The organism is Cognatiluteimonas profundi, assembly GCF_009792795.1.
In the GTDB taxonomy this organism is placed as follows: Bacteria; Pseudomonadota; Gammaproteobacteria; order Xanthomonadales; family Xanthomonadaceae; genus Cognatiluteimonas; species Cognatiluteimonas profundi.
Genome location: NZ_VKHQ01000004.1, coordinates 310,262 through 328,715 on the forward strand (window position 1 = coordinate 310,262; position 18,454 = coordinate 328,715).

Here is an 18,454-nt window from a genome sequence, read left to right on the forward strand (position 1 = left end):
GGTGTGCAGCCGACTCCCCATTGCATGCGTGCAATGTCCGACGTCTTGATCCCAGGGGAAGTTCCATGTCGCGCAACAACCATCTTGCGCTCGCGATCGCGAGCGCGCTGAGCCTGTACATTGCCCATCCGGCGCCGGCGATGGCCGGTGAGTGCCAGCAGGACATTGGCTGGGGCTACAACTCGTATGGGTCGTATGACTCAACCGTTTGCGGCATGTACAACACTGCCTACGGCTACTCGACCAACGCGTTTGGCAACAACAACACGACCTACAGCGATTATTCAAACGCCGTTGGCTCGAGCAATTCCGTCGGCAACTACTACTCCTACTACTACTACTACGGCAGCAACGCTAACTACAGCAGCGCTTTTGGCTACGGCAATTCCGTCGGCAACAACTACTACAACAGCGCTAACTACAGCAGCGCTTTTGGCTACGGCAATTCCGTCGGCAACAACTCCTACAGCAACTCTGACTACAGCAGCGCTCTTGGCTACGTCAACTCAGTGGATGGCTCCAATAGCAACGCAATCGGTTCCCAGAACACGACCTACGGCAATTATTCAAGCGCCGTTGGCTCGGGCAATTCCGTCGGCAACAACTACTACAGCACTGCTGACTACAGCAGCGCTTTTGGCTACGCCAACTCAGCGTATGGCTCCAATAGCAGCGCAATCGGTTCCCAGAACCATGCCAACAGTGATAATTCGTCGGCGGTCGGGATGTACAACGTCACCAATAACGCGGAAGCATCCGCGTTCGGTTTCAACAACAGCGCTTCCGGGAGCAGCAGCAGCGCCTTCGGATTTGGGAATACCGCGAGCAACTACGCAAGCAGCGCATTGGGCTTCGGCAACACGGCGAACGGCTTTGAAAGCAGCGCCCTCGGTGCGGCGAACGTCGTCGACGGCAATTACGCCAGCGCGGTCGGCTATTCCAATACCGCCAGCGGGGACAACAGCTTCGCAGCCGGCTCGTCCAGCCAGGCGACCGGAGCCAGCAGCGTCGCGATCGGCCAGACCGCGACCGCTAACGGCGTGGCCACGACGGCCATCGGTGCCGGCGCGACCGCCCTGGGCGACGCGTCCATCGCACTAGGCCGAAACGCGTACACCGCCTTTGGGCTCACCAGCGCCACCGCGCTAGGCTCATTCGCTTCGGTCTCGGCCAACAACGCCGTGGCGCTTGGTGCGAATTCCATTGCCGACCGCGACAACAGTGTGTCGGTCGGATACGTCGGCGGCGAGCGCCAGATCACCAACGTCGCAGCGGGTACGACGTTGACCGACGCGGTCAATCTCTCGCAGCTCCAGGCCGTGCAGTCCGTGGCCACGACGACCGACCGCTACTTCAAGGCAGACGGCGCCAATGACGGCAGCGACGACGCATTGGTAACCGGTGCCAACAGTGTCGCAATCGGCAGCAATTCGCTCGCCGACCGCGACAACGCGGTGTCGATCGGCTCGGTGGGCAACGAGCGCCAGATCATCAACCTGGCCGATGGCACCACTGATACCGACGCGGTCAACCTGCGGCAGCTGTATCCACTCGCCAGCGCGTTCGGTGGCGGCGCCAGCTACCTGGGCGGCACGTTCACGGCGCCGACCTACATCATCCAGGGCTCGAGCTACAACGATGTCGGCTCCGCATTCAGCGCGGTGGACCTGCAGATCGACGGATTGAAGACGTCGATTGCTGCAATCCAGACGACACCCGGTCCAACAGGTCCCACCGGCCCGACTGGCCCGACCGGTCCGGCTGGAACCAGTGCTCCGGATGCGGTGACATACGACGACAGCAGCCATGGGCAGCTGACGCTCGATGGAGCCAACGGTACCCGCGTGTCCAACGTCGCCAACGGCACGGCCGCCACCGATGCGGTGAACCTGGGACAGTTGCAGTCGGGCGATGCATCGACCCTGGCGTCGGCCAACTCGCATGCCGACGCCGGCGATGCGAGCACGCTGCAGTCGGCCCACAGCTACACCGACCAGAAGGTCGCGACGCTGAACCTCGACTTCACCAACTTCAGCGCCAGCGTGGATGACCGGTTCCGGCAGCAGGACTCGCGCATCGACAAGGTGGGTGCCATGGGCGCGGCAATGGCCAACATGACGGCATCCGCTGCCGGCGTGCGCACGACCAATCGCGTGGCCGTCGGCGTGGGCAACTACCACGGCGCGAATGCACTGGCCTTCGGTTACCAGCGCGCGCTGTCGGACCGGGCGGTGATCACCCTGGGCGGCGCGTTCAGCGGCAACGACAACTCGGTGGGAGCCGGCGCGGCTTTCGGCTGGTAAGCCAGGCTCGCCAGCGTTGAAGAAAGGCCCGGTTTTCCGGGCCTTTTTTTGTCTGGGAGAACGCAAGACGGGAGTCGGCGCGAGAGCGTGACCGCCAGCGACTACTTCGCCAGGAACCGGATCAACCGATCCACCGCGCCCCGATACGGCGGCTTGATCCGGTCGCTCGCCGCCCAGCGCGACTGCCGGAAGACGGGCAGCAGCTTGCTGAAGGTCTCGAAGCCGGCGCGGCCGTGGATGGCGCCGCTGCCGCTGGGGCCGATGCCGCCGAATGGCAGTGCGTGCACGCCGAAGTGCACCAGCGTGTCGTTGACGCTGATGCCGCCCGACAGCGTGCGCTGGATGATGTCCTCGACCGTCGCGCGATCGCGGCTGAAGGGATACAGGGCCAGCGGCCGATCGTGCGTGTTGATCCAGGCGATCGCGTCGTCGATCGTGCGATAGGTCCTGATCGGCAGGATCGGCCCGAAGATTTCCTCGCGCATCAGTGCGCTGTCGTCGGGCGCATCCAGCACCAGCGTCGGCGTGAACAGGCGCGCATGGGCACCATCGAATGCAACCGGCTCGATCACCCGCGCGCCGCCTGCGCGGGCCTGCTCGACGTAGCCGACCAGTCGCTGGTACTGGCTGTCGTTGATGATCCGCGTGTAGTCCTCGCTCATCGCCGGATCGCCGAAGCGCGCGCGCAATTCCGCGCACAGCGCCGCGATGAAGGCATCGCGACGCGGCGCGTCGATCAATGCGTAATCCACGCCGATGCAGGTCTGCCCGGCGTTGAACCACTTGCCCGAGGCGATGCGCGCGGCCGCCACGTCGAGTGGAAAGTCCTGCGCCACGATCGCCGGCGCCTTGCCGCCGAGCTCCAGCGTCAGCGGCGTGAGATTGGGTGCCGCCGCGGCAGCCACCTTGCGCCCGGTCGCCGTGGATCCGGTGAACAACAGGTGGTCGAACGGCAAGGCCGCGAATGCGGCACCCACCTGCGATCCGCCCAATGCCACGGCGACGCGATCGGCGGGGAACACATCCGCCAGCAGTGCCCGCATCCATGCACTGGTGCGCGGCGTGTGTTCTGACGGCTTCAGGTAGACGTGATTGCCCGCCGCGATGGCTGATGCCAGCGGCATCAATGCCAGGTTGACCGGGTAATTCCACGGCGAAATGATGCCGACCACGCCCACCGGCATCGGCCGGATCTCGGCCCGCGCCGGCCAGAAACGCCAACCCACCGGGACCCGTCGCGGCCGCATCCAGCGGCGCAGCCGTGCGATCGCATGGTCGATCTCGGCCAGCACGATCATGACTTCGGAGACGAGGTTCTCGTGCGTGGAGCGATGGCCGAAATCCTCCTGGATGGCGGCGTCCATCGCATCGACGTCGCGCGCAATCGCGGCGCGCAGTCGCTGCAGGTCCTCGCGTCGCTGCCGATACGTGGGAATGTCGGCCGACCACGCCGCGCGCAGGCGTTCCAGGGTCGGTTGCAGTTCGGTCGCTTGCGTGTCGCTCGAGTCCATGGCCGCGAGTGTAGACCTGCCGGTGGCCGCGGCTCGTCTAGAATCCACCCATGCACCCGAGACCCTACCGCGGCATCCTTCCCACCATCGGCGCACGCGCGTACGTGGACCCGGCGGCGACCGTCATCGGTGATGTCGTGCTGGGCGACGACGTCTCGATCTGGCCTGGCACCATCGTGCGCGGCGATGTCAACTTCATCCGCATCGGCGCACGCACCAACATCCAGGACGGCAGCGTGGTGCATGTCAGCCATGACGGTCCGCACGCCAAGCTCGGCGGGTTCGCCACGGTGATCGGAAGCGATGTCACCATCGGCCACAAGGCGATCGTGCATGCCTGCCGGATCGAGGACGCCGTGCTGATCGGCATGGGCGCGATCGTCCTGGACGGCGCGATCGTGCGCAAGCACGGTTTTGTCGGCGCCGGCGCCCTGGTCGCGCCCGGCAAGGAAGTCGGCGAGCGCGAATTGTGGCTGGGCAATCCGGCGCGCATGGTGCGGATGCTCAGCGACGCGGAAGTCGACGCATTGTTCTACAGCGCGCAGCATTACGTGCGCCTCAAGGACCAGTATCTGGCAGCGGCGCCGTAACGGCGCGTCGCTACGGCAGCGTGGCGACCTCGAGCGCGGACAGCACATCCAGGGCTTCGTCGCGATGCGTTCCGCACATCGTGATGTGCGGCCGCAAGGAAGCGCAGAACGCCGGCCGCTCCGGCAGCCCGAACAGGCGACAACCCAGGGCGTCGTCGAGCTGCACGCAGGGAATGCCGGCCGGCTTGCCGAATGGCATGCCCGGTATCGGGCTGTTGATCGACGGGGCGATGCAGCACGCACCGCACCCATTGCGGCACTGCATCGTCAGTCGGCCGACACCAGTCCGGCGTCGACGGCGCGCAATTCCGCGTAGATGGCATCGGTGTCCGGACGCACGCCATGCCAGATCGCGAAACTCTCGGCGGCCTGTTCGACCAGCATGCCGAGGCCGTCGATGACCTCGCGACAACCACCGGCCCGCGCCCAGGACACGAATCCGATCGCCGCCGCGCCGTAGCTCAGGTCGACGGCCGTCGTGCGCGGGCCGATCAGCGACATCGGCAGGATCGGAAACAGTGTCTCGTGCCCGGCCGAGGTCGCATTGATGAGCAGGTCGAACTCGCCCAGCGACGGCAGGTCGGCCAGGTAACGCGAATGCACGCGCGCCGGCTCGCCCAGCGCGTCGGCCAGCGCATCGGCGCGCGCGGAATTGCGGTTGACGATGTACAGGTCGCCGATGCCGGCATCGAGCAGCGCGGGGGCAACGCCGCGCGACCCGCCGCCGGCGCCGAGCAGCAGCGTGCGGCGCTGGCGCAGGTCGAGCTGGTTGCGGCTGGTCAGGTCGCGCACCAGGCCCGCGCCATCGGTGTTGTCGCCGTGCCAGCCGTGGGTGTGGCGCGTGAGCGTATTGACGGCGCCTGCACGCTGCGCACGATCGCTGAGCACCGCGCAGGCGAGCGCCGCACGCTGCTTGTGCGGCAGGGTGACATTGGCGCCATCGCCGGCGAATGCTGCCAGCGCCGCATCGAAGTCGGGAGCGTCGATGGCGACATACTCCATGTCGATGCCGGTGTCGCGGGCGAATGCGGCGTGGATCCGCGGCGACAGCGAATGCGCCACGGGGTGGCCGATCACGGCAAAACGTTTCATGCGGTCTCCTGCAGCCAGGTGGCCGCGTCCAATGCGAAATAGGTCAGCACGCCGTCGGCGCCGGCGCGCTTCATGCACGTCAGCGACTCGAGCACGCAGCCGCGCTCGTCGATCCAGCCGTTGCCGGACGCCGCCTTGAGCATCGCGTACTCGCCGCTCACCTGGTAGACGAATGTCGGCGCGCCGAAGGCATCCTTCACCCGGCGCACGATGTCCAGGTACGGCAGTCCCGGCTTGATCATGATCATGTCCGCGCCTTCCTCCAGGTCCATCGCGACTTCGCGCACGGCCTCGTCGGCGTTGGCCGGATCCATCTGGTAGGTGGACTTGTCGCCCTTGCCGAGCGCGGCGGCGCTGCCGACCGCATCGCGGAATGGGCCATAGAAACGCGATGCGTACTTGGCGCTGTAGGCGAGGATGCGGGTGTGCACGTGGCCGTCGGCTTCCAGCGCAGCCCGGATGCCGGCGATGCGGCCATCCATCATGTCCGATGGCGCGACCACGTCCGCGCCGGCGCGTGCGTGCGAAAGGGCCTGGCGCACCAGCGCCTCGACCGTCGCGTCGTTGAGGACATAGCCATTGCCATCGATGAGCCCGTCCTGGCCATGGACGGTGTAGGGATCCAGCGCGACGTCGGTGATGACGCCAAGCTCCGGGAATCGCTGCTTGATCGCGCGCACGGCACGCTGGCACAGGCCGTCGTCGTCCCAGGCGGCTGCGGCGTCCAGTGACTTGGCCCCTGGCGCGGTGACCGGGAACAGCGCCAGCGCCGGGACACGCAATGCGCTGGCCTGTTCGGCCACGCGCAGCAACTCGTCGATCGACAGCCGCTCGATGCCGGGCATCGATGCGATCGCCTGGCGGCCGGCGGGTTCGTGGACGAAGACCGGATAGATCAGGTCGTTGGTGGTCAGGACGTTTTCGCGCATCAGGCGGCGCGAGAAGTCATCGCGGCGCATTCGCCGCAGGCGCGTGGACGGATAGCTCATGGGCAAATGATACGCCCCGGGGAGCGATGCCCCGTCAGCGCGGCTCGCGCAGGAACCGCGCCATGGAGACGCCGGAAAGCATCGGCGCGAACTCGCCGGCCACGTCGACGTAGCCGCGCATGACGGCGATTTCGCGCGGCGTGCGGTTGAGCGAATCGCGAAGGTCCGGGTCGCAGCCGGCGCGCAGCAGGCGCTGGGTCACGCGCAACAGGCCATGCAGGGCGGCCAGGTGCAGGGGGCCGAATCCGCGCTGGTCCTGTGCGTCGAGCGAGGCGTCCTCGTCCAGCAGGCGTTCGACGCCGGTCAGCAGCACGTCCTCGTCGCAGGCGGTGCCGGGTTCCGCGCGGGCGCCCAGCAGCAACAGCAGCGGGGTGACGTTGCCGGCGGGCGCATCGGCTTCGGCCCCGGCAAGGAGCAGGGTATCGAGCAGCGCCATCAAGCGCGGCCGCTCGCGCGCGGTGAAGCCGAACAGGGCCGCGCAGTGCAATGCGGTCAACCCCTGCGCATCCTGCGCCTGCACGTTGGCGCCGGCGGTCAGCAGTCGTGCGCAGACGTCCGGCAAACCGAGCGCGGCGGCGAGCATCAGCACGGTGACGTCGCCCGGCAGGCGCTGCTCGAGGTCGGCACCGGCCGCCAGCAGGCGATCCGCGATTTCGCCGTGGCGCATGCTCACCGCAGCCGAGAGTGGCGTCGCCCCCGTGTGCGCCGCCATGCCGGGTTCGGCGTCGCGCGCGAGCAACAGATCGACCGTCGAGCGATGGCCGCCGCCGGCGGCGCGCAGCAGCGCGGTGCAGCCTTGCGCGTCGACCGCATCGACCGGCAGGCCGAGGTCGAGCAGGCGGCGCACCGCGTCGGCGTCGCCGACCAGGGCCGCGGCGGGCACGTCGGTGGGTCGCAGCGGTCGCAATGGAAGTGGCCAGCCACGCCAGTCGAGCCAGTCGGCCAGGTCGCGCCGGCCGCTCGCCAGCGCCACGCCCAGCGGCGTCTGGCCGTCGGCGGCGCGCGTCTGCGGCGACGCGCCACGCGAGATCAGCAGCTTGAGCACCGCCTCGCGTCCGAGCGCGGCCGCCAGGTGCAGTGCGGTCATGCCCTGGCTGTCGCGGGCTTCCAGGTTGGCGCCCGACGCGATGAGTTGCCCTGCCAGTTGCGACCAGCCCAGGCGCACGGCCAGTGCCAGCGGTGGATCCCCGGCTGCCGATGGCGCCAGCCAGTCCGCGCCGCGTTCGAGCAGGTCCAGCGCGCAATGCTCCAACGCGCGCCCGGCCTGGTCGTCGGCGGCGCAGGCCGACAGGAATCGCGACAGTCCGCCGGCACCGGCTGGCGAAACGCCACGACGCAACAGCGCCTGCAGCGCGGGCAGGGCAACCGGGCCACGCGCCAGCAACGCGAACGCGGCGTTGTCGGCCAGGCCGTTGCGGGTATCCGGATCGGCGCCGTGATCGAGCAACCAGCCAATGCGCGCGATCGGAGCCTGCGCGTCGGGGTCCAGCAGCAACCCGCCCAGGTCGGCGGGCGTCAGCAGCCGCAGCAGGTTATCCAGCCCGGTGTAGGGCGGCTGCAGCAGGCCTTCGCGCAACAGCGAAACCGGCGTGCGATCCGGAGGCGGCGCCGAATCGGGCTCTTCGGCCACGCGCGAGGGCAAGGGATAGCCGGGATCCAGTGCAGCGACCAGCGACCAGCGACCGGCTTCGGCCGCCAGGTCGACCGCGCGCTTGCCGTCCTGGCCTGCCAGCGATGGATCCGCGCCGACCGCAAGCAGGCGCTGGACCAGTTCGACCGATGCGGCGTCGGCCATGCAGGCGAGCGCCAACGCGCCGCGCCCGGGTTCGTCGACCGCGCCGACATCGGCGCCGGCGGCCAGCAGGAGATCGACGGTCGACGGATGCATGCCGCGCGCGGCGTCGAGCAGCGGCGTGCGACCGGCGGCATCGCGGGCATCGACTTCGGCCCCGGCGAGCAGCAGCGCGCCCAGCGCTTCGTCGTTGCCGGCCAGTGCCGCTTCATGCAGCGCGCTGCGACCCTGCGCGTCGCGCGCGTTGACGCGCGCCTTGTACTTGAGCAGCAGCTGCACGCCGGCGGCGTCATCTTCTTCGCTGCCGGCCGCGGCCAGCAAGGCAGGCGTCGCGCCAGCCGGTTCGGGCCTGGCGCCACGCTCGAGCAGGAACCGCGCCAGGCGCCAGTTGCCGGCGGCGCAGGCCATGCCCAGCGGCGTCACCGCGTCGGCGTTGAGCACCTCGAGTTCGGCGGCGGCATCGCGCAGCAACGCCGCCACGCCAGGGTCGGAACTGCGCGCGGCGTGATGCAGTGGCGTGTTGCCATCGGCATCGCCGGCACGCGGATCGGCGCCATTGGCGAGCAGGGTCATGACCGCCTCGGGGCGGCCATGCCAGCTGTCGCGGGTGGCCGCCAGCAATGGCGTCATCCCCGCATGTGCCGCGTTGACATCCACCCGCGCCGCGATCAACGCCCGCAGCAGGCGCAGGTCGGGCAACACGGCGGCCAGCACGGGCAGGCTGCGCTGGTCGCGATCGCCCGGCGGCGGCAATGCGCGCGGATCGGCCCCGGCTTCGAGCAGCGCCAAGGCCTGGTCGACGCGGCCGGAGCGGGCGGCCGCATACAGCGCGGCGACGGGATCGCCGTCGGCCAGGGCTTCCACCGGCGCTGCGGGTTCATGCAGGAAATCGTGCAGGGTCGCGATCGGTTCGGCTGCGGGGATCCGTTGCAGCAGCGCGTGCAGCAGTGGCCAGGCGATCGCCACGGCAGCCGCCAGCAGCCAACGCTCGGCGGGCGCGAGCAGACCGGGCCAGGCGGGCAGCAGCCCGCTGACCAGCACGACAGCGATCAGCAGCGCGACGCCCAATCCGCGCCACGAACTGCGCTGGCGCGCCGCAAGCCCACGCCACTGCGTCGCGAGATCGCCGCCCGCGGCTTCCATCGCATGCCACAGCGGCCACAGCCACCACAGTCCGATCAGGCCGGCGCCGGCCAGCGCACTGGCGACCAGGACGTCGCCCAGGCTGATCGCCCCGCCGCTGATGATCGGCCCCGCCATCAGTACTGCCGCGGCCAGCAGTCCGGCGCCCCACAGCAACGCCAGGCCCAGCGCATTGCGCGTCCACGGTCCCGGTTGCGGCTGGCGGCGGACGGCAATTGCGAAAGCCGGCTGCGCGATCCAGGCGCCGACCGCGGCCAATGGGCCACCCAGCCCGGCGAGGACGACGCAGGCCAATCCGACCGCCCCGGCGACGACGGCGCTGCGACGGGCGCGGGACTCAGGCATCGGTGCCCCAGTCGGCGGTCATCGGGTCGGCCATGGACGGTGGAAACTGGACATGGAAACCCTGCGCGGCGAGGTTGCGCCGGACGACCTCGGGATTCTCGCGTGCCAGCGTGCGCTGTCCGGTGAGTTCGACATCCAGCACGAACCGCAGCGCCCCAAGCGTGCTGCGCAACGGATCGGGCAGGCGCTCGAACGCGTCGCGCCCGGCGAGGTACACGTAGGTGTCGGCCTTGTTCAGGCTCTTGTAGACGAAGGCGTGCATGCAGACCGTGCGGCGTGGTTGCGCACAGCATACCTGCCCGCTTGCGGGCGGCGAACCGCATTGCAGCACCCGCCGTCAGTGGTATCCGGAATCCGTCGCCACCTTCCCGCTGAACACGCGGTAGGACCACCACGTGTAGCCAAGGATCGCCGGCAACAACACCACGAGCCCAACGAGCACGAAGCCCTGCGAGGACGGCGGCGATGCCGCATCCCAGATGCTCATGGTGGGCGGGACGATGTTGGGCCAGATGCCCAGCACCAGCCCGGCGAACCCCAGCGCGAAGAAACTCAGCGTCAGCACGAACGGCGTGGCGTCGCGACCGTGATGCATCGCCGCGCGCCACAACGCCAAGGCATTGGCCAGTGCCAGCAGCGGGACCGGTGCGAGCCACCAGAAATTCCCGCCCTCGAACCACCGCGCCATGATCCGCGAGTCCAGGAACGGCAGCCAGGCACTGACCAGGCCCATGAAGGCGACCACCACCAGCACCAGCGGCCGCGTCACGCTGCGCGCCACCAGCTGCATGCGGCCCTCGGTCTTGAGGATCAGCCAGGTGGAACCCAGCAGCGCATAGCCGAACACCAGCGCGACACCGGTCAGCATCGAGAACGGACTGAACCAGGCGAAGGCGCCATGCAGGTACTTGCCACCGAGCAGCGGCATGCCTTCGACCAGCGCGCCGAGGATGACGCCCTGTGCGAACGCGGTGAACATCGATCCCAATGCAAATGCCGCGCCCCAGGCCCGCTTGCCGCGCGTGGCCTTGAAGCGGAACTCGAAGGCGACGCCGCGGAAGATCAAGGCGACCAGCATCAGCAGCACCGGCAGGTACAGCGACGACAGCACGATCGCGTAGGCCTTCGGAAATGCCGCCAGCAGGCCGGCGCCGCCGAGCACGAGCCAGGTTTCGTTGCCATCCCAGATCGGCGCGGCGGTATTCATCATGTGGTCGAGCTGATGCTCGTCCTCGGCAAACGGCGCGAGGATGCCCAGGCCCAGCACGAAGCCGTCGAGCAGCACGTACATCAGCACGCCAAAACCGATGACGCCGAACCACAGCACGGGCAATACGGTCGCGAGTGTCATGGGCGCGCTCCGGCTTCGTCCAGGCCACCGCCGTCGACGTGCTCGTCGGGCATCGACAGGGGCCGCGCGGGCGTCTTCTCACCGCCGCGTGTGTCCTTGGGTGGTTGCTTCACCGGCCCGACGCGGAACAGCTTCAGCAGGTACCAGATACCCGAGCCGAAGATGATCGCGTAGACCAGCGCATAGATGACGAGCGAGGCGAGCACGCTGCCGGCGCCGACGTTGCGGCTGACGGCGTCGGCGGTGCGCAGCACGCCATAGACGACGTAGGGCTGGCGCCCGATCTCGGTGACATACCAGCCGCACAGCAGCGCGATGAATCCCGACGGCAACATCGCCTGCCAGGACGCCAGCAACCATCGCGACCGCGCCAGCGTCTGCCGGCGCCATGCCCACAGCGATGCGAAGGCGAGCACCAGCATCAATATCCCCAGCCCGACCATGATCCGGAAGCTGAAGAACACCGGCGCCACCGGCGGTCGTTCGGAGGCGGCGACGTCCGTCAGCGGCTTGATCCGGCCGTTCCAGGTATGGGTCAGGATCACGCTGCCCAGCCGCGGCACGGCGACTTCGTAATCGTTGCGCTCCTGCTGCGCGTTGGGCACCGCGAACAGCACCAGCGGCAAGCCCGGCGTGGTCGCGTCATCGCGCCAGTGCGCCTCGATCGCGGCGAGCTTGGTCGGCTGGTAGCGGCCGACCTCGAGCCCGTGCAGGTCGCCGACGGCGATCTGCGCCGGCACGGAAATCGCTGCGAACGCCACCGCCAGCTGCAACATCCGCGTGGCCGCGGCGACGTGCACCCCGCGCCGCAGGTACCAGGCGCTGATGCCACCGACCACGAAGCAGGTGGTGATGAAGGCCGCCAGCACCATGTGCGCCAGGCGGTACGGGAACGACGGATTGAAGATGATCGCCATCCAGTCCGCCGGCTCGAAACTCCAGTCACCGGCCGCGCCATAGACGATGCGATAGCCCTGCGGCGTCTGCATCCAGCTGTTGGCGGCAATGATCCAGAACGTCGAGATCAACGTCCCCAGCGCCACCATGCACGTGGCGAAGAAATGCAGGCGATCGGAAACGCGCCTCCAGCCGAACAGCATCACGCCCAGGAAGGTCGCTTCGAGGAAGAACGCGGTCAGCACCTCGTAGGACAGCAACGGGCCGAGGATGTTGCCGGCGCGTGCGCTCAGTTCCGCCCAGTTGGTGCCGAACTGGAAACTCATGACGATCCCCGACACGACACCCATGCCGAAGGACACCGCGAAGATCTTCAGCCAGAAGAAATAGACGTCGCGCCAGAGGTCGTCGCGAGTGCGCAGCCAGCGCCATTCGACAAAAGCCAGCCAGTTGGCCAGGCCGATGGTGAAGGCCGGGAACAGGATGTGGAAGGAGATGACGAACCCGAACTGGATCCGCGACAGGAGCAACGCATCCATGTGGTGACTCCGCGACGCACGGGGGGAGCGCCGGCACGCCAAGTGTGCGCCGGCAACGTGATGGCGGCAAAAAGCGGGCTGGGTGCAGCCACGCACGGGGGTGGTGGCTGCTAACCTTCCCGCCTTTCCACCTGAGCCGCCCACGATGCGTCCATTGCTGCTTGCCGTCGCCCTGTTGCTGCCCACGGCCCCATCCCTGGCGGCAACGCCGCTGACGCTGGAACAGACGATGGCCGATCCGGACTGGATCGGTCCGCCGGTCGAGGACGCGTGGTGGGCCTGGGATGGCAGGCAGGTGCAATACCAGCTCAAGCGCGATGGCGGGAAGATCCGCGACACCTGGCAGCAGCCGGTCGAGGGCGGCAGCGCCGTCCGCGTCGACGGCGCGGCCCGCGCCCAGCTCGATGCCAGCCGCCCGGCGTATGACGCCACGCATGCGCGGATGGCCTACATCCGCAACGGCGATGTCTTCGTCCGCGACCTGCGCAGTGGCGCGCTGTCGCAGCTCACCCGCAGCAACGACGAGGAAGCCCTGCCGCAATGGTCCAGCGATGGCGGCCTGGTGTGGCGCGTCGGCAACACCTGGTACCGATGGACCGCGGGCGATGGCGTGCGCCAGGCCGCGGACGTCAAGGCGGAAAAGGATCCCGATGCGGCGGCCAAGCCCGATGCATTGCGCGATCGCCAGCTGCAACTGATGCAGACGCTGGCCCGCGACAAGTCGCAACGCGATGCCGCACGCGCGCAGCAGCAACGCTGGCGCGCCGACGACCCCACCCGCGCACCTGCGCCGGTGTACCTGGGCGACGACGTGCAGATCGCGGACAGCGCGCTGTCGCCCGACGGCCGCTGGCTGCTGGTGGTGACCAGCGCCAAGGGCGACGACGCCGGCCATGTCGGGAAATTGCCCCGCTATGTCACCGAATCCGGTTACGTGGAGACCGAGGACGCGCGCACGGTGGTCGGCCATAACGCGCCCGTGCCGCACACGCTGTGGCTGGTCGACACCGCGGCCGGCAAGGCGAGCAAGCTCTCCTTCGACGCCCTGCCCGGCATCGGCACCGATCCACTGGCGGCGTTGCGCAAGGCCGCCGGCAAGGACGCGCTGAAGGGCAACCGCAGCGTGCGCATCGAGACCGATGGCGACGGCAGCGGCCCGGCCATCCACTGGAGCGCGGACAGCCGCAACGTCGCCGTGCTGGTCCGCGCGGTGGACAACAAGGATCGCTGGCTGGCCACCGTCGACATGGCGCACGCGACGCTGCAGTCGCGCCACCGCCTGCACGACGACGCCTGGATCAACTGGAACTTCAACGACTTTGGCTGGATGCCCGACGGCAGCCTGTGGTTCGACTCGGAGCAGTCCGGCTGGTCGCACCTGTACCTGGCCACGGCGGACAAGGTGCGCCAGCTGACGAGCGGCCACTGGGAAGTCTCCCAGCCGCACCTGTCGGCCGACGGCCGACACTTCTATTTCCTGTGCAACCGCGCGCGGCCGGGCGACTACGAAGTCTGCGCGGTCGATGCCACCGGCGGCGCCGTGCGCGAACTCACCGCGCTCGACGGCGTCGAGGGCTTCGTCGAGTCGCCCGATGGTTCGCGGCTGCTGGTGGCGTATTCGGGCAGCTACCTGCCCACGCAGCTGGCCGTCGTGGGCAGCAACGGTGGCGACGCACGCCAACTGACCGACACCCGCAAGCCGGCGTTCAAGGCGATGCAATGGATCGCGCCGCGCGACGTGCAGGTGCCCAGCCGCCACGGCGCCGGCACGGTGTGGGGCAAGTTCTACGGTCCGGCGACGATGGAGCCGGGCAAGCGCTATCCGATCGTGATGTTCGTGCACGGCGCGGGCTACACCCAGAACGTCGATGCCCGCTATCCGTACTACTTCCGCGAACAGATGTTCCACAACCTGCTGGTGCAGCAGGGCTACATCGTGCTCGACCTGGATTACCGCGGCTCGCAGGGCTACGGGCGCGACTGGCGCACGGCGATCTACCGCAACATGGGTCATCCGGAGCTCGAGGATTACCTGGATGGCATCGACTGGCTGGTGGCCAACGAGCAGGGCGATCGCGCGCACGCCGGCATCTACGGCGGCAGCTATGGCGGATTCATGACGCTGATGGCGTTGTTCCGCGCACCGGGCGTGTTCAAGGCCGGCGCGGCCATGCGCCCGGTGTCGGACTGGACGCTGTACAACCACGAGTACACGTCGAACATCCTCAACACGCCCGACATCGATCCCGCGGCGTACGCGGCGTCGTCACCGATCGAATACGCCGCCGGCCTGCAGGATCCGTTGCTGATCGCGCACGGGATGATCGACGACAACGTGTTCTTCAAGGACTCCGTCGACCTGGCGCAGCGGCTGATCGAGCTGCACAAGCAGAACTGGAACCTGGCGCCGTATCCGATGGAGCGGCATGCGTTCGAGCATCCCGACGCCTGGCTCGACGAGTTCCGCAGGATCCACGCATTGTTCGAGTCGAACCTGAAGTGAGTCCCGACTTCGACTCCGTCCGCGACTACCTCGTCGCGTTGCAGGAACGCATCTGCGGCGCCATCGAGGGCGCCGACGGCGGCGCGCGGTTCGCCAGCGACCGCTGGACGCGCGAGGAAGGCGGTGGCGGCTGCACCCGCATCCTGCGCGACGGCGGCGTCTTCGAGCAGGCGGGCGTTGGATTCTCGGACGTGTCGGGAACCACACTGCCGCCATCGGCCAGCGCGGCGCGCCCGGAACTCGCCGGTGCGTCGTGGCGCGCGGTCGGTGTGTCGCTGGTGCTGCACCCGCGCAATCCCCATGTGCCGACCACGCATGCGAACGTGCGCCACTTCCGCGCGATGCGCGATGGGCAGACGGTCGCCTGGTGGTTCGGCGGCGGCTTCGACCTCACGCCGTTCTATCCGGTCGACGACGACGTGCTGCACTGGCACCGCACGGCGCGGGCGCTGTGCCAGCCGTTCGGCGCGGAGCGCTACGCCGCGCACAAGCGCTGGTGCGACGAGTACTTCGTCCTGCGCCATCGCAACGAGACGCGTGGCATCGGCGGCCTGTTCTTCGACGACCTGCATACCGGGTTCGACGACGACTTCGCCTACCTGCGCGCGGTCGGCGACGGTTTCCTCGATGCCTACCTGCCGATCGTCGCGCGGCGCAAGGACATCGCGTATGGCGATCGCGAGCGGCAGTTCCAGCTGTACCGGCGCGGACGCTACGTCGAGTTCAACCTGGTGCACGACCGCGGCACCCTGTTCGGCCTGCAGTCGGGCGGGCGCACCGAATCCATCCTCATGAGCCTGCCGCCACTGGTGCGCTGGGAATACGGCTACCAGCCGCCGGCCGGCAGCGCGGAGGCGCGACTGCAGGATTACCTGCGGCCGCGCGACTGGCTGGCAGGGACGCCGGGCGCCTAGTCCGCCTGCGGGCTGCCGGGACGGCGGCGTCGACGGTGCAGCGACTTGGGTGGAAGCCGCTGCAGGTACTTTTCCGCGCGCTCGATTCCGCCGGATTCCTTCGGCACGACGCTGATGCTGCCATTGGTCTCCAGCAGCGCCAGCGCCACGTCAGCGGGATCGGCGAGGTTGTTCATGCGCAACGCCTCGTGGAAGTCGTCGAGACTGACCAGTTCGTGGCGCAACACGTCGTGGTAGACGATGCCGTCGCGCGCGAGCACCCTCGGCACGCCTTCGACCACGCGCTCCACCCGCTGGTAACGCGAGGTCAGGAACGCGACGACGAAATTGAGCGCGATCAGGCAGCTCGCCAGCAACAGCGCGGCGCTGATGGAATTGTCGCCACCGTTCAACCCGTTCTGGACCGCGTTGCCGATCAGGATCAGCAGGACCAGGTCGAACGGCGTGAACTGTCCGACCGCGCGTTTCCCCGACAAGCGCAGCAGCACCATCACCATTGCGTACACGGCCACCGCCCGCAGCACGAAATGCCACCATGGCGCCGACAACACGAACAAACTCGACATGCGACCTCCCCGGGTCCGGCCCTTTCGACCGCCAGCATCCCACACGACGCAATGATTGCCCGCACGCCAGGGGCGGCCGCAGGTCAGCCGGCCAGCGCGGACGTGCCCAGGTGGCTGGCACATCGGTGGCGTTGTGATGTGCCGCCAGACCGGCGGCACAAAAAAAAGCCCCGCGAGCCAGGGGGGGGCTAGCGGGGCCGGGGAACGGCTCCTGGGGAGGGGTGGCCGTTCCGCGATCACTCCAGGGGAGGGAGATGATCTGCGACAGACCTTGCATCTGTCGCGAGCTATATGACCAAACCCTCCATGGATAGTTCGTGAAGATTCCGGTTAAGAATCTGTTGGATTCAGGGTGGATTCACCCCTTTTTTGTAACAGCCGTTCGACGATTGCGGTGGTCCCGCCCGATGCATACGTATTCAGCCGGGAACGCCACCTGCAGCGCAGCATGATCGGTGTCCCAGACGGAGGCCGATCCATGAGCGACGACACGCTTGCCAGCGCACCCCTGCAGCCTGCCACCAGCGCGCGGGTGGTGCTGATCGCGAGCGCCGCGGCGATGGGCGGCTTCCTGTTCGGATTCGACACCGCGGTCATCAACGGCGCGGTCGATGCCGTGCGCGCGGGCTTCTCGCTCAGCGCCGCCTGGACCGGATTCGCCGTGTCCTGCGCCCTGCTCGGCTCCGCCCTCGGCGCCTGGTACGCGGGGCCGGTGGCGGATCGCGCCGGGCGCGTGCGCACCATGCAGCTGGCCGCGGTGCTGCTGGCAGCCAGCGCGGTGGGCTCGGGACTGGCGGGCAGCGTCTGGACCCTGGTCCTGTGGCGCCTGGTCGGTGGCGTCGGCGTGGGCATCGCGTCGGTCATCGCGCCGGCCTACATCGCCGAGATCTCCCCGGCCCACGTGCGCGGCCGTCTCGGGTCGATGCAGCAGCTGGCGATCGTGCTGGGCATCTTCGCCGCCCTGCTCAGCGACGCCTGGCTGGCCTCCTCGGCCGGTGGCGCGTCGGCGCCCTCCTGGCTGGGCCTGGAGGCCTGGCGCTGGATGTTCATCGTCGCGGTGGTGCCGGCGCTCGTGTATGGCGCGCTGGTGCTCAGCGTGCCGGAGTCGCCGCGCCACCTGGTCGCCAAGTCGCGCCACCACGAGGCCCGCACGGTGCTGCGCCACGTGCTCGGCATGCACGACGACGAGGACGGCCTGGAGCGGAAGCTGGAGGCCATCAGGGCCAGCCTGCATCGCGAACACCATCCCAGCCTGCGCGAGTTGCGCGGCAGCCACGCCGGCCTGCTGCGCGTGGTGTGGATCGGCATCCTGCTGTCGGTGCTGCAGCAGTTCGTCGGCATCAACGTCATCTTCTATTACTCATCGACGCTGTGGCATTCGGTCGGCTTCAGCGAGGCCGATGCCTTCGACATCACGGTGGGCACGTCGATCGTCAACGTGCTGGTCACGCTGGTCGCCATTGCGCTGGTCGACAGGATCGGGCGCAAGCCGCTGCTGGTCGTGGGTTCCGCGGGCATGGCGATCACGCTGGCGTTGATGGCCTGGTGCTTCTCGCAGGCCACCGGCACCGGCGCCAACCTCTCCCTGCCAGGCTCGCTGGGCCCGGTCGCGCTGGTGGCCGCCAATGCCTACGTGGTGTTCTTCGGCCTGAGCTGGGGACCGATGGTGTGGGTGCTGCTGGGCGAGATGTTCCCCAACCGCATCCGTGCACTGGCGCTGGCCGTGGCCGCATCGGCGCAGTGGCTGGCGAACTTCGCCGTCACCAGCACCTTCCCGCTGCTGGCCCAGATCGGACTCGCGTTCGCCTATGGCGTGTATGCGCTGTTCGCGGCGCTGTCATTGGTGTTCGTGCTGTATGCGATGCGCGAAACCAACGGCATCGAGCTGGAAGACATGCAGGACTGAATCCGGCCATGGC

At 68.4% G+C, this 18,454-nt stretch carries 14 protein-coding genes; 5 read left to right on the forward strand and 9 right to left on the reverse strand.

Translation table 11 applies throughout. From position 1 onward, the window contains the following. Nucleotides 1-65 precede the first annotated feature (65 nt). The gene (locus tag GST15_RS08090) at nucleotides 66-2,303 is read left to right on the forward strand and encodes a YadA-like family protein (protein ID WP_159016742.1); all 2,238 of its coding nucleotides are present in this window, start codon (nucleotides 66-68) and stop codon (nucleotides 2,301-2,303) included. A 101-nt stretch (nucleotides 2,304-2,404) separates the two neighbouring features. On the opposite strand, the gene GST15_RS08095 is transcribed toward GST15_RS08090, so the two are convergent. Further along, nucleotides 2,405-3,814: a coniferyl aldehyde dehydrogenase gene (locus GST15_RS08095; RefSeq protein WP_159016743.1), complete on the reverse strand. Its 1,410-nt coding sequence runs from the start codon at nucleotides 3,812-3,814 to the stop codon at nucleotides 2,405-2,407. A 50-nt stretch (nucleotides 3,815-3,864) separates the two neighbouring features. Here GST15_RS08095 and GST15_RS08100 point away from each other — a divergent pair, with 50 nt between their 5' ends. Beyond that, nucleotides 3,865-4,404 carry a gamma carbonic anhydrase family protein gene (locus tag GST15_RS08100; protein ID WP_159016744.1) on the forward strand — a complete coding sequence of 180 codons (540 nt, stop codon included), beginning with the start codon at nucleotides 3,865-3,867 and terminating at the stop codon, nucleotides 4,402-4,404. A 10-nt stretch (nucleotides 4,405-4,414) separates the two neighbouring features. Here the strand turns inward: GST15_RS08100 and GST15_RS08105 are convergent, their stop codons facing one another. The 7 genes from GST15_RS08105 to GST15_RS08135 form a co-directional block, all read right to left on the reverse strand. Beyond that, nucleotides 4,415-4,669, reverse strand: coding sequence for a YkgJ family cysteine cluster protein (locus GST15_RS08105; RefSeq protein WP_159016745.1), 255 nt, complete (start codon nucleotides 4,667-4,669; stop codon nucleotides 4,415-4,417). 2 nt (nucleotides 4,670-4,671) lie between these two features. Continuing rightward, a complete protein-coding gene (aroE, locus tag GST15_RS08110) occupies nucleotides 4,672-5,496 on the reverse strand; it encodes a shikimate dehydrogenase (RefSeq protein WP_159016746.1) in 825 nt (274 codons plus the stop codon). Further along, complete coding sequence (gene hemB, locus GST15_RS08115) at nucleotides 5,493-6,485, reverse strand: porphobilinogen synthase (RefSeq protein WP_159016747.1); 993 nt, start codon at nucleotides 6,483-6,485, stop codon at nucleotides 5,493-5,495. Before hemB ends, aroE begins: the two co-directional genes overlap by 4 nt. 34 nt (nucleotides 6,486-6,519) lie before the next feature. After that, complete coding sequence (locus GST15_RS08120; protein ID WP_425482225.1) at nucleotides 6,520-9,537, reverse strand: ankyrin repeat domain-containing protein; 3,018 nt, start codon at nucleotides 9,535-9,537, stop codon at nucleotides 6,520-6,522. Nucleotides 9,538-9,757: 220 nt separating this feature from the next. Then, complete coding sequence (locus GST15_RS08125) at nucleotides 9,758-10,027, reverse strand: YcgL domain-containing protein (RefSeq protein ID WP_159016749.1); 270 nt, start codon at nucleotides 10,025-10,027, stop codon at nucleotides 9,758-9,760. 75 nt (nucleotides 10,028-10,102) lie between these two features. Then, nucleotides 10,103-11,116 carry a cytochrome d ubiquinol oxidase subunit II gene (gene cydB / locus GST15_RS08130; protein ID WP_159016750.1) on the reverse strand — a complete coding sequence of 338 codons (1,014 nt, stop codon included), beginning with the start codon at nucleotides 11,114-11,116 and terminating at the stop codon, nucleotides 10,103-10,105. Continuing rightward, the gene (locus GST15_RS08135; protein WP_159016751.1) at nucleotides 11,113-12,552 is read right to left on the reverse strand and encodes a cytochrome ubiquinol oxidase subunit I; all 1,440 of its coding nucleotides are present in this window, start codon (nucleotides 12,550-12,552) and stop codon (nucleotides 11,113-11,115) included. The genes cydB and GST15_RS08135 overlap by 4 nt, the downstream gene beginning before the upstream one ends. Before the next feature lie 145 nt (nucleotides 12,553-12,697). Here GST15_RS08135 and GST15_RS08140 point away from each other — a divergent pair, with 145 nt between their 5' ends. Together GST15_RS08140 and hemF are read left to right on the forward strand one after the other, a co-directional pair. Further along, nucleotides 12,698-15,055, forward strand: coding sequence for a S9 family peptidase (locus tag GST15_RS08140; protein WP_159016752.1), 2,358 nt, complete (start codon nucleotides 12,698-12,700; stop codon nucleotides 15,053-15,055). Further along, nucleotides 15,052-15,969, forward strand: a complete 918-nt coding sequence (gene hemF, locus GST15_RS08145) for an oxygen-dependent coproporphyrinogen oxidase (protein WP_159016753.1) — start codon at nucleotides 15,052-15,054, stop codon at nucleotides 15,967-15,969. The genes GST15_RS08140 and hemF overlap by 4 nt, the downstream gene beginning before the upstream one ends. Here the strand turns inward: hemF and GST15_RS08150 are convergent. Next, on the reverse strand, nucleotides 15,966-16,535 hold the full coding sequence (locus tag GST15_RS08150; RefSeq protein WP_159016754.1) for a DUF421 domain-containing protein: 570 nt from the start codon (nucleotides 16,533-16,535) through the stop codon (nucleotides 15,966-15,968). The genes hemF and GST15_RS08150 overlap by 4 nt on opposite strands. Nucleotides 16,536-17,013: 478 nt before the next feature. On the opposite strand from GST15_RS08150, the gene GST15_RS08155 reads away from it, so the two are divergent. Further along, nucleotides 17,014-18,441, forward strand: a complete 1,428-nt coding sequence (locus tag GST15_RS08155; protein WP_159016755.1) for a sugar porter family MFS transporter — start codon at nucleotides 17,014-17,016, stop codon at nucleotides 18,439-18,441. Nucleotides 18,442-18,454: the final 13 nt, after the last annotated feature.